The following is a 12893-nucleotide window of genomic DNA, read 5'->3' as shown; positions in this document are numbered from 1 at the left end:
CCAACTCTTTATTAAATTTAACTATTTTTAAATGGAATTAAAAATTTAAAACTAAAATCATCTAAAAATTTTAAATCAACAAAGTTTTTGAAAGAGTCTCTAGTAAATCGTTTAAATTGCCTTATTTTAGAAACTGTTTGTTCATTTTGGCCGATTTTTTAATAATGGTGGTGACAGTTGGCAGTTTCATGGTTTGATTTTTCTGATTATCACTGCAGGGGTATGTGTAATTGAGTCCAGTGCTTCAACAGTAACTTCATCAATTTCAGTACCAAGCACTGCTTTAACGCTGTGAATTGTTTTCATTTCGGTTGAAAGTGATTTTTGATAGTCTTCTGCAATATTTGCCATTTTTAATGCGGTTTCAACATCTATTTTTTCACTGCATCCCAAAGGTGTTGATCCCATATTCTCTGACAGCTGGCCTTTGAAATATCCGAAAAATCCGTTGTCCGCATCAATGCCCTCGATGGCTATAGGCAGGCCGGTAAAATACTTGCCGTTTTTCATGTATGTGGCATCGGTATCTATAATCAAAACGCAAACATCCTTGCCGATTTCCTCTTTAATGTCCTTTGCAACCTGCTCGGGATTTTCAGGAAGAAGGGATACATAAGTTCCAGGGGCATTGCTCAAATCGATTCCGGCTTCGGATGCCGGTTTTAAAGCATGTTTCAGCCCATACAACTGAAGAACAACTTCTTTGTGGGCTTTTGTCTCTTCGGGCAGTTTTCTTAAATTTTTGATGGTTCTTTCTTTAATTCCTAAAAGGGGTCCCAAAACATATCCCCAGAGATATTTGCTCCAGACTGTTGTTAGAAATTTTGCGGTCAGTGACGGTGTGTATTTTGATTCATCCACCAGTCTGTTTTGTGAAACTGAAATCGGAGTTTCAGCTATTACCAGATAATCATCATCTTCCATCAATATTTTTGCTGGTTCAATGATTGCATTCAGGTCTTCATTTGGCTTGATATATCCTGTTTCTATGGGAATTACAATGTATTCTCCATTCACAACATGTTTTATATTTTCTAAATCCATCATAAAAATCTTTTATATAATTAATTCAATAATATAATATAATAGAGCTTATTCTATTTAGGTGTTTACAATGGCAAGAAAATTTATAACATATTTTGACAAGCAAGGCGAAGATTACACTGATGAGTTAATTTCAATCGTTAAAGACAAATTGGACATAACTGAAAATATCAAATACATTTTAATAGCATCCTCATCCGGAGAATCCGCTTTAAAACTTGCAGAAGCTATTGATAAGGATGTAACCATTATCAATGTTTCACACAATGTAGGTTTCAGCGGGGATAATGAATCTGACATTTCTGATGAAATGATTGAAAAGCTTGAATCAGTTGGAATTAAGACATTTCAGGGAATACACGCATTCAGCGGAGCTGCAAGGGGAGTCACCAATAAATACGGTGGATTTTCACCATTGGACGTTGTAGCCGATACATTAAGAATGTTTTCACATGGTGTAAAAGTGTCTGCCGAAATATCAATAATGGCATGTGATGCAGGTTTGGTTCCTGTTGGCGAAGAGATTATCGCTATCGGCGGTAGGGCTCATGGAGTCGATACAGCAGTTATTTTAACTCCAGTCAACTCTAAGAATTTGTTTAATATGAAAATCCATGAGATTATTGCAATGCCGAGAGATTAGTAAAATCATTGATTTTTTGTATAATTTCATAATACTTTAAATAGTAGGTGCATTTAAATATTAGTTACAAGATAAATATTTAACAAATAATTTTAAATAGCAGAGTATGTGGGGTTAGTTCGTGAAATTTATAGATGATGCAATCAAAGAATCTGAACAAAGAATGGAAGAGAAAGCACCCGAAAAAATCTCTTCAGATATAGATGAAGATCTTATTAATATTATTAAAGGTGTTAGAACCAATATATTTGTTGTTGGTGCTGGTGGAGCAGGAAACAACACCATTTCAAGATTAAACGAAATGGGTATTGAAGGAGCAACAACAATTGCTGTCAATACTGATGCTCAAGATTTATTCTATTGTCAATCCAGTAAAAAAATCCTTTTAGGAAGACAAACCTCTAAAGGATTAGGTGCAGGTGGAGAACCTACCGTTGGTGAAGAATGCGCTGAAGAAAGTGAAGATGAAATTAGAAATGAATTAGAAGGCGCAGACATGGTATTTGTCACCTGTGGTCTTGGTGGTGGAACAGGTACCGGTTCAGCTCCAATCATTGCTAAAATAGCTAAAAAATTAGGAGCATTAACTGTTGCTGTTGCTACTATGCCATTTTCTGCTGAAGGAATTAAAAGAAGAGAAAATGCAGAACAAGGTTTAGAAAAACTCCAAGAAGCTGCTGACACTGTTATTGTAATACCTAATGACAAATTATTGGAAGTTGCACCAAACTTGCCTTTAAACAAAGCATTCATGGTTTCTGATGAAATCCTCGGAAGAGCCGTTAAAGGAATAACTGAATTGATTACCAAGAAAGGTCTTGTAAGCTTAGACTTCGCAGATATCAGAAGTATCATGAGCGGTTCAGGAATGGCTATGATCGGTATGGGTGAATCAGACTCTGGCGACAGAGCTTTAGAATCCGTACATGAAGCATTAAGCAGCCCATTATTGGACATTGATATTTCCAATGCAACCGGAGCTTTAGTAAACATATCTGGTAGTTCAGATTTAACATTACATGAAGCTGAAAAAATCGTTCAGGTTGTTGCTGATAAATTGGATCCTGAAGCAAATATCATCTGGGGTACTCAAATTGATGAAAGTCTCCAGAATGTGGTTAGGACTACTGTGGTTGTTTCAGGTATTAAAAGCAGTGCTGACGGTGTTATCGAATCTGATTTTGATGATACTGAAGATGCTGCAGATTCTGAGGCTGCAAGTGACCAATTAGACAGTTTCATTGATGGAATTTTCTAATTCCATTTCATTATTTTTTTTCAAAAATGCAAAGATTTATTAATGTTTAAATTATAAATTATTTTATTACTATTATTTTATTATAATTCATTAAATTATGATTTTTTCATAGTTTTTTTATTTTGGGTATTCAAATGAACGTACAAGAAAGTTTTGATAAATTTATAAAGGACAGTAAAAGAGTATTAAAAGTATCTAGAAAACCTGATGCCAAAGAATACATGGAACTCGCTAAAGTAGTTTCCATTGGTGTTTTAATAATAGGGGTCATTGGTTTTATTATAGTTTTATTAGGTTCATTGATTGGTTTATAATCCAATCACATTATTTTTTTGATCCCAACTTTTTATAATAAAATTTTGTAATTAATTTTTTTCTTTAAAAAATATACTCTTTTTGCAAAGGTTTATATATTATTAATAATTATAAATATACATATTATAGAAATCTAATTTTCGAGATTTATTTTTCTTGAATAATTATGGCTTTTATAATAACTTTTAACTTAATGTATGAATTTATCTTTTTGGATTAATTAGATAGACATATTATAGTTTTTAATTAATCAATTAGATGATGATTTTTGAACCTACTGGAGATAGGGGATAGCTTAGTCAATTTTCACAATTATTGTGAATTACCTAGGAATCCACATATTTTGTGGAGCTTCATTAATTTAGTCAAATATTAAAAATAGGTGAATTTTTCATGGAAGAATCTAATAGTTCCATATATGCTCTTAAGACCTCTGCAGGTCAAGAAAGGAATGTTGCCAGACTTTTAGCTCGTAAAGCTAGAACCATTGATGGCGTAGGCATTTCCTCAATTCTTGTTCCGGAATCTTTAAAAGGGTATATTTTAGTTGAATCTTCAACAAAAATAGATCTCAGGAACCCTGAATTAAAAGTACAACATTTAAGAGGGGTTGTTGAAGGTAGTGTTGGCATTACTTTCGAAGAAGCAAAAAGATTCTTGAAACCAGAGCCAATTATTTCCTCCATACAAAAAGGAAGTATTGTTGAGCTTATTTCTGGACCATTCAAAGGTGAAAGGGCGAAAGTGGTTCGTATTGATGAATCACGCCAATTCCGGTTACTGTTAAAGCTGATCAAATTAGAATAATTCAAAAGGAGGCTGACTGATGGCTAAAGATACAGTCGAAGTTCTTATCGAAGGTGGAAGCGCAACTGCAGGACCTCCAATCGGTCCGGCTTTAGGACCTTTCGGTATTAACATGATGCAAGTAGTTGACGAAATCAATCAAAAAACTGCTGACTTTGCTGGAATGAAAGTGCCTGTTAAAGTCATGATTGATAGGGATACTAAAGAAGTCGATATTGAAATCGGTACTCCACCAACTACTTCACTTATCAAAGAAGAATTAGGCATCGACAAAGGTTCACATGAACCAGGTTTAGACATCATCAATGACTTACCAATTGAAACTGCTTTAAAAATCGCAAGAATGAAATTCGATTCATTACTCGCAAACGATTACAAAGCAGCTATCAAAGAAGTCATGGGTACTTGTGTAAGTATGGGCTTATCTGTTGATGGTAAAGACCCAAGACAAGCACAAAAAGATGTGGATGCCGGAGAATATGATGATATCTTAGCAGAATAGATATCGTTAAACTTAAGTTAACAATACAGTGTATATGACATTATAATTACGGTTATAATTGATATACTGTTTTTAATTCATGCAATCGTTTAAGAATTTTTTTCTTGTAATCGATCTCATGAAACCAAAAAAATCCTTGAACAAAAATGTTCATGGGGGATGAATATGACACAAGATGTAATTAACGCGGTGAAGGAGGCAAAAGAACAATCTAAGCCGAGAAACTTCACTGAGTCAATGGATATCATTATCAATATCCGTGACTTAGATGTCAGAAAGCCAGAAAATAGGTTTAATGAGGAAGTTACTCTTCCTAACGGCCGTGGCAAAGAGGTAAATATCGGAGTCATAGCTGATGGGGAACTCATTGTTCAAGCTAAAGATGCTGGCCTTGACGTTGTAATTAACAAAGGAGATTTAGAAGAGTTCGGAAAAGACAGAAAAGCCGCTAAAAAAATGGCAAACTCTGTTGATTTCTTTGTAGCTCAAGCTGATATGATGCCACTCGTTGGTAGATTCCTCGGTCCTGTTTTAGGTCCACGTGGAAAAATGCCAAAACCAGTGCCTGCAAGTATCAAATTAGATCCTCTTTTAGAAAGATTACAAAGTACTGTCAAAGTTGGTGTAAAACAGCAAGCAAGTATTCAAGTTGTTGTTGGAAGCCAAGACATGTCAGATGAAGCTATAGCTGAAAATGTGGAAACTGTTCTTACAGTCTTAGACCGCAATTTAGAAAAAGGAAGAAGTCAAATCAAGTCCATGTTTATTAAAACAACTATGGGACCAGTAGTGAGGGTGATCTAATGGCTCATGTTGCTGAATGGAAAAAGGAAGAAGTTAAAGAGCTAATCGAAATTATCAACAAATATGATGTTGTTGGTATTGTCGATTTAATGAACATTCCTGCAAAACAGCTCCAAGAAATGAGAAAAAATCTCAAAAATGATGCTGTTATCAGAATGGCTAAGAAAAATCTCATTGATTTAGCTCTTGAAGATTGCAATGCTGATAAAACCAACGTCGTTGATTTATCCGAACATATGGATGGTCAAGTTGCTATTATCGCAACTGAAATGAATCCTTTCAAATTGTACAAAATATTGGAAAAGAGTAAAACTTCAGCTCCTGCAAAAGCTGGCGCTATTGCTCCTGATGATATTGTTGTGCCTGAAGGGGATACCGGGTTAACCAACCTCGCATTCATGGGTGAATTAGGACAAGTTGGAATTCCTGCTAGACCTCAAGACGGGAAAATCTTTATCCAAAAAGAAACTGTTGTTGTAAAAGCTGGCGAAGAAGTATCTAAACAAATGGCAGCTACTTTAACAAGATTGGATATTAACCCTATGGAAGTGGGAATGGACTTAAAAGCAGTATACGAAGAAGGATCAATTTATACTTCCGATGTACTAGCAATCGATGAAGAACAAACATTAGCTGACGTACAAAATGCATTCAAAAATGCATTCAACTTATCTGTTAACGCAGCTATTCCTACTAGTGAAACTACTTCAACTATTATTACTCTCGCATACACCAGAGCAGTTAATGTTGGTGTAGAAGCAGCTATTATGACTTCAGAAACTTCAGAACCTATCATTGGTTTAGCACAAGCTAAAATGTTAGCATTAGCATCAGAAGTATCTGGTGTTGAAGGTGCTTTAAGCAGTGATTTAATCGAAAAACTTTCCAGCGCTGCAGTTGCAGCTCCAGAAGAAGAAGTTGTTGAAGAAGAAGTTGTCGAAGAGGAAGAAGAAGAGGAAAACGAACCAGCAGCTGGGTTAGGGTTGCTATTCTAAAACTTTAATTTAAATTTTTATAATAACTAACACTTTAAATAAAACTAATGGTGATAACATGGAATATATATATGCGGCAATGATTTTGCACAGTGCAGAAAAAGATATTAACGAAGAAAATGTTAAAAGTATTATCGAAGCAGCAGGAATTGAAGCTGATGACGCTAGAATCAAAGCTTTAATCGCAGCTTTAGAAGATGTTGACATCGATGAAGCTATGGAAACTACTGCTATGGCAGCAGCAGCTCCTGCAGCTGCACCTGCAGCAGCAGAAGTTGTTGAAGAAGAAGAGGAAGAAGAAGAGGAAGAAGAAGCTTCTGAAGAAGAAGCAGCAGCTGGATTAGGTGCTCTCTTCGGATAGATTTTTTAAATCTATCACCTTTCTTTTTTTTATTTACTTTTTTTGTTGATTTACACTATTTTTAAGACTATTTTTTTAAAACATTCCTGTTTTACAATTATTTTTTCATCAGATTTTCATTAATTATTTATTGAATCAAAAACATATTCTATACTAATAAATAATTAAGACTGATTCATATGGTAGAAATTTTTGATGAACTTGGTTATAAAAAACAAACATGTAAAACTTGCGGACAGGAGTTTTACTCTCAGGTGGATAGAGACACCTGCGGTGATGCTCCATGTGATGAGTACGAGTTTATTGCCAATCCTGCAACCGATAAACCGTACAATTTATATGAAATCCAAAAAGTTTTTAGAGAATTTTTAGAAAGTGAAGGGCACACACATGTCCACAGATATCCTGTTTTAGCTAAAAGATGGAGAGATGACGTATTTTTAGTTGGAGCATCCATTTTCTGTTTCCAGCCTTGGATTACCTCAGGCCTTGTAAAGCCTCCTGCAAATCCTATAGAAATGGCTCAGCCATCAATCAGGCTCAACGATGTTGATAATGTCGGAAGGACAGGCCGTCACATGACCTGTTTTACTATGGGAACTCACACCGTAATCAACAAGGAAGATGACTTCATCTATTGGGAAGATGAAACCATCAGGCTTTGCCATGAGTTCTTTGCACACATTGGAATCAACACAGAAGAGATTACTTTCATCAAGTCATGGTGGGCCGGTGGAGGTAACGAAGGGCCTTGCTATGAGGTATGCTGCAGAGGAGTGGAGCTTGCAACATTGGTATTTATCCAATATGAAACATTGGAGGACGGATCCAAAAAGGAAATCCCGATTAAAGTTGTGGATACCGGTTACGGTCTTGAAAGGATTGCCTGGATTTCACAGGGAACTCCAACTGCCTATGACGCATGTTTTGCACCGGTTGTAGATAAGCTAAAGGAATTGACCGGCATTGAAATCAATGAGGATATCCAGGGAAGAAACGCTCAGATTGCGGGAATGATGGATATTGAAGACATTGGTGATTTAAAAGAGTTAAGACAACAGGTGGCTGACAGTCTGGATTTGTCCCTTGAGGAATACTTGCAGGCGGCCGAGCCAATGGAAGCAATATATATTATTGCAGACCACACCAGATGTCTGGCATTCATGCTTGCAGACGGCATCATTCCTTCAAACGTTAAAGAGGGCTACCTGGCAAGACTGGTTTTAAGAAGGACAATCAGGTTCATGAAAGAATTGGACATGAAAGAGTCTTTAGCCGATGTAATGGCAATACAATTGGATTTCCTATCCAAATTCTACCCTGAAATTCGTGATTCAGAAGAACATATCATGAATATTATTACTCTAGAGGAAGAAAGATATGCCGCTACCGTTAAAAAAGGAAAAAGCATTGTCAAAAGATCAATTAAAAGACTTAAAAAAGAAGGCAAATCAGAAATGCCTCTTGAAATGCTGATTGATTTGTATGATGCTCATGGAATTCCTCCAGAAACTGTTGTTGAAATGGCTGGAGATAACTTTACTGTTAATGTGCCTGATAATTTCTTCACTCAAGTTGCCGGAGCTCACGAAAAGGATACTTCAAATAAAAAATCCACATTCAAAGTAGACTTCCCCGAAACAGACTTGTTGTTCTATAAAGATTTCTACCAAAAAGAATTTGAAGCGGAAGTTTTGGGTTTGGTCGAAAAAGATGGGGACAAATGTTTGATTTTTGATAAAACTGTATTTTATCCTGAAGGAGGAGGCCAACCTTCAGATATTGGTACCATTTCCATTGATGGAAATGTCATTAACATAAAGCATGCTGAAAAAATTGATAATGTTGTATTGCATCATGTAGATGAAGACATTTCAGACGATGTTGTCGGCAAAAAAGTAAGAGGTGAACTTGACTGGGACCGCAGAATTACCCTTGCACGCCACCACACAGGAACTCACCTGGTGATTGCAGCTGCAAGAAAAGTATTGGGTCAGCACATATGGCAGGCAGGATCTCAAAACGGCCTTACAAGGGCACGTATTGACCTGTCACACTACAAACGTATTACACAAGAGGAGCTTAATGAAATTGAAAAGCTGGCAAACGAATACGTGATGGACAACATTGACCTGGACATTCAGTTCCACACAAGGGACGAAGCACAGGAATTGTATGGATTCGTGCTTTACCAGGGAGGTATCGTTCCGGGCAAAATGATTCGTGTAGTCAAAGTCCCTGGAGTCGACGTTCAGGCCTGTGCAGGTACACATGTCATGAGAACAGGTGTAGTCGGACCGATTAAAATCAACAAGACAGAAAGGGTTCAGGACGGTGTTGAAAGGATTGACTTTTCAGCAGGTCTTGCAGCAATAGATTCAATGCAGCATGACGGTGCACTATTGCGTGAAAGCTCAGACATATTCAAAGTCGACAACGACCAGCTTCCGAAAACATGTGAAAGATTCTTCACAGAATGGAAAGCACAGAAAAACGAAATTGACCGTTTGAAGTCACAGATAGCTAACTTGAAAGTCAACACTCTGGCTGATGATTATGAAGAGATAAACGACCTGAAAGTGGTTTGCGAGCAGATGGAAGCAGACTTCAAGGAACTTCAAAAGATAGCAACAGACTTTACAGATACCGGAAAGGCGGATGTTGTTATTTTAGGCAACAATAACGGTAACATTGTCGGAGCAGCTTCTCAAAATGCAATTGACAGTGGAATTAAAATAAATGAAATCATCAAAACTGCAGCCAGTGTACTGGGCGGTGGCGGCGGAGGCCGCCTAACTTTGGCACAGGGTGCAGGTAAAAACACTGAAAAGATGCCTGAAGCTATTCAGACAGCTATAGATTTAATTAAAGGATAATTATTTTATCCTTCTCTTTTTTTTAAAATCAAACGAAATACTGTCATTAAGTATTTTTCATAGTTATTAATTTTTTGTGAAAATGTTGTTTTTTTTTAACTTAATTTATATATACTTTCTTTCACAAAAATACATTTTGTATTATATTTAATGGGGGTAAAATTTATTAAGAATTATAAAATCATGCTTGTCATTGCCTTTGTGGCATTGATATGTTCAGTATCGTTTGTTAGCGCAAATGAAATGGACAATGCAACGAATTTAGAAAACAATGAATTAAGTTTGGATGAATCTGATTTGCATGCTGATGTTTTAAGTGCTGTCAATGATGATTCTTCAATAGATGATAATTATACTTCTTCTCAGGAAGTTGATTCAAAACTTGGATTTTCCGGAGGGGAAGAAGTTTTAAATGCAAATGCAGACCGATACACTTGCACGGACTTAAAAAGACAAATTGATTCAGCTACTGGATATAAAATAACATTAAGTAAAGGCACTTACTCATTTAATCCAGATGACGGTTATACCATAAAAATCACTAAACCATGTGAAATTGATGGTAATGGTTCATTTATTTACATGGCCAGTTCTGGCTATAGAGCTTTTGAAGTATCTGTTCCAGGTGTAACATTTAAAAATCTAACTATTAGTAATGCAAACTACTATGGAGGTGATGGTACAGCATTTTACTTTAGTAAGGATGGTACTCTGTTAAATTGTAATTTTATTAACAACAAAGCAGTTGGTCCTAAAAGTTATGGTGGTGCAGTTCACTTCGAAGGTACTGGTTCTGTGTCAAATTGTAATTTCACTGGCAACACTGCCACATATTATGGTGGTGCTATCCACATGAAGTCTGGTACTGTGTCAAATTGTAATTTTATTGACAACAAAGTAACTGATCCTAAAAGTTATGGTGGTGCAGTTCACTTCGAAGGTACTGGTACTGTGTCAAATTGTAATTTTGCTCGCAATAATGCTGCCGACGGTGGAGGTGCAATTTACTTTAGTAAGGATGGTACTCTGTTAAATTGTAATTTTACTGGCCACACTGTAAGGAGTTATGGTGGTGCAGTTTACTTCGCAGATACTGGTGGTACTGTGTCAAATTGTAATTTTATTGCCAACGATGCAATTAGGGATGGTGGTGCAGTTTACATCCCAGGTACTGGTGGTTCTGTGTCAAATTGTAATTTTACTCACAATACTGCTTCCGACTGCGGAGGTGCAATTTACTCATATGATGGATGTGCAGTAGAAAATTGTAATTTTGCTGATAACCACGCTTCCTATGGAGGTGCATTTTACTTTGATGATAAGTCAATCGTAAAGAATTGTAATTTTGCCAATAACACTGCAACTAAAGCTGATGGGGGTGCTGTCTGGATTAGATCAGGCAGTGTTGAAAATTGTAATTTCATTAACAACAAAGTAAATGGTTTTAATGGTGGTGCAATTTACGTAGATGGCGAGTCAAGTGTAAAGAATTGTAATTTTGCCAATAACTCCGCAATTGAAGGAAATGGTGGTGCTGTCTGGATTAAATCAGGCAGTGTTGAAAATTGTAATTTCATTAACAACGAAGTAAATGGTTCTAGGGTAGATGGTTCTAATGGTATGGGTGGTGCTCTCATGATGAAATCCGGCAGTATTAAAAATTGTAATTTTACTGCCAACAAAGCATATGATCATGGCCCTAAGGGTGGTGCTGTCCGATTGGAATCTGGTAGTGTGACAAATTGTAATTTTACTGCCAACGCTGCATTGGGTCATTCCTCTAAGGGCGGTGCTATCCAATTGAATTCTGGTACTGTGTCAAATTGTAATTTTACTGCCAACACTGCAAGGGAGTATGGTGGTGCAGTTTACTTTGCGGGTACTGGTGGTTCTGTGTCAAATTGTAATTTTATTGCCAACGATGCAATTATTGATGGTGGTGCAGTTTACTTTGCAGGTGATAGTGGTTCTGTGTCAAATTGTAATTTTACTGCCAACACTGCAGTTAGTGATGGTGGTGCAATATATGCAGATTCCTCATGTCCGAATATTATAGGATGCATTTTTACCAAAAATACTGTAATGCGATACGGTGGAGCAATATATCTTAATTCTAGAAATAATGTTGTTGACAGGTGTGTTTTTGATTCCAATTCTGCTGATTATGATGGTGGAGCCATTTATGTAGAAGCAAGATATAATACAATAAAGAATTCCACATTTGTAAACAATAATGCTAAGGGTGAAGGTGGTGCTGTTTATATCAATGGAAGGTATGGAAAAATTGTTTCATCCGCTTTTATATGCAACTCTGCTAAAAAAGGTTATGATATTTATTGTGACTCCAGCTCTTGTGAACTTTACTGTTCTATTATTCTAGGAAACACTCCTAAAAATGCGGTGTATTCCTCTAAATCATTTTCCGTCGCGAAAAATTGGTGGGGAAATGTTGAAAGCAATAGAAATGTCAAACCCGATGTTAACAAGAAAGTGGACCTTGAAAATAATTGGCTTTATCTTAAGGAGGAGGTTAAGTATGACCACACAGGATCACTACCTAGTGCAGTTGTTAAAACAAGTATATGGTCTAACAAGTTTAATTATGAGGTTACTGATTGTCCAAAGCTGTCATTAGACATGGAATTTACAAATACTGCTTCAAATACCAATAAAATGGATTGTGGAGGAGTCAGTGATTTTATCATTCCATTAACTACAACCAATACTGCAGTAACTCTTTCAACAAAGGGATTGACTCATAAAATCGATTTGAAATATGATTCTTCAATTTATAAGCGTTCCTTTTCACATCTGAAATATGATATTGATAATAGCGGTTCTGTTTTGAATTTAACATCAGATTATGAGTATATGGATGTTTGCGATAAATTAATCAATGGAATTTTTTTCAATAAAGAGTTAGTCATTGACGGTAATGGACACACTATCGATGGAAAAAACACTGTTTCATTATTCGAAGGGAGTTCTGCTAAGAATTTGACATTGAAAAACATCAATTTTGTCAATATCAAAAATATATATAAAGCTAATGGAAATATTTACATCGAGAATTGTACATTCAACAATTGTGGAAACGGTTTAGAGCTACTCAAAATTACCTCAGGAGTAATTTCAATTAAAAATTCCAAATTTTATAATTGCAGTTCTAATTCTTCCATATTCATTTGTGATTATTATGGATTGTCTGATATATCAATAGTTGGCTGTGAATTTATTGGAAATAATGCTAATTACATTATAGATTGTTACTGTTGCCGATCACTCAAC

10 protein-coding genes and 1 pseudogene are annotated in these 12893 nt (G+C 36.0%); 10 read left to right on the top strand and 1 reads right to left on the bottom strand.

Annotated features, from left to right (window positions below; translation table 11 throughout):
• Window positions 1-186: 186 nt before the first annotated feature.
• Window positions 187-1047 carry a coenzyme F420-0:L-glutamate ligase gene (locus tag QZU83_RS09290; protein ID WP_295611695.1) on the bottom strand — a complete coding sequence of 287 codons (861 nt, stop codon included), beginning with the start codon at window positions 1045-1047 and terminating at the stop codon, window positions 187-189.
• 67 nt (window positions 1048-1114) lie between these two features.
• Between QZU83_RS09290 and QZU83_RS09285 the strand changes: the two genes are divergently transcribed.
• The 10 genes and pseudogenes from QZU83_RS09285 to QZU83_RS09240 form a co-directional block, all read left to right on the top strand.
• Window positions 1115-1687, top strand: a complete 573-nt coding sequence (locus tag QZU83_RS09285) for a pyruvate kinase alpha/beta domain-containing protein (RefSeq protein WP_295611693.1) — start codon at window positions 1115-1117, stop codon at window positions 1685-1687.
• Window positions 1688-1808: 121 nt separating this feature from the next.
• Complete coding sequence (ftsZ, locus tag QZU83_RS09280; RefSeq protein WP_295611691.1) at window positions 1809-2945, top strand: cell division protein FtsZ; 1137 nt, start codon at window positions 1809-1811, stop codon at window positions 2943-2945.
• Window positions 2946-3079: 134 nt separating this feature from the next.
• A complete protein-coding gene (locus QZU83_RS09275; protein WP_295611689.1) occupies window positions 3080-3259 on the top strand; it encodes a protein translocase SEC61 complex subunit gamma in 180 nt (59 codons plus the stop codon).
• 394 nt (window positions 3260-3653) lie between these two features.
• Window positions 3654-4087: pseudogene (locus QZU83_RS09270) on the top strand (transcription elongation factor Spt5).
• Window positions 4087-4569 carry a 50S ribosomal protein L11 gene (locus QZU83_RS09265; RefSeq protein ID WP_295611686.1) on the top strand — a complete coding sequence of 161 codons (483 nt, stop codon included), beginning with the start codon at window positions 4087-4089 and terminating at the stop codon, window positions 4567-4569. The pseudogene QZU83_RS09270 and the gene QZU83_RS09265 overlap by 1 nt, the downstream one beginning before the upstream one ends.
• A 165-nt stretch (window positions 4570-4734) precedes the next feature.
• On the top strand, window positions 4735-5373 hold the full coding sequence (locus QZU83_RS09260; RefSeq protein WP_295611684.1) for a 50S ribosomal protein L1: 639 nt from the start codon (window positions 4735-4737) through the stop codon (window positions 5371-5373).
• The gene (locus tag QZU83_RS09255; RefSeq protein ID WP_295611682.1) at window positions 5373-6368 is read left to right on the top strand and encodes a 50S ribosomal protein L10; all 996 of its coding nucleotides are present in this window, start codon (window positions 5373-5375) and stop codon (window positions 6366-6368) included. Before QZU83_RS09260 ends, QZU83_RS09255 begins: the two co-directional genes overlap by 1 nt.
• Window positions 6369-6426: 58 nt before the next feature.
• Window positions 6427-6729 carry a 50S ribosomal protein P1 gene (gene rpl12p / locus QZU83_RS09250; protein WP_295611680.1) on the top strand — a complete coding sequence of 101 codons (303 nt, stop codon included), beginning with the start codon at window positions 6427-6429 and terminating at the stop codon, window positions 6727-6729.
• A 179-nt stretch (window positions 6730-6908) separates the two neighbouring features.
• Window positions 6909-9605: an alanine--tRNA ligase gene (alaS, locus tag QZU83_RS09245; RefSeq protein ID WP_295611677.1), complete on the top strand. Its 2697-nt coding sequence runs from the start codon at window positions 6909-6911 to the stop codon at window positions 9603-9605.
• A 150-nt stretch (window positions 9606-9755) separates the two neighbouring features.
• On the top strand, window positions 9756-12893 hold a 3138-nt coding region (locus QZU83_RS09240), incomplete at its 3' end, for a right-handed parallel beta-helix repeat-containing protein (RefSeq protein ID WP_295611674.1).

It is taken from the genome of uncultured Methanobrevibacter sp., from assembly GCF_902771435.1.
Classification (GTDB): domain Archaea; phylum Methanobacteriota; class Methanobacteria; order Methanobacteriales; family Methanobacteriaceae; genus Methanocatella.
The sequence above is the reverse complement of the archived record's forward strand: the minus strand, read 5'-3'. Positions and strand labels throughout refer to the sequence as shown.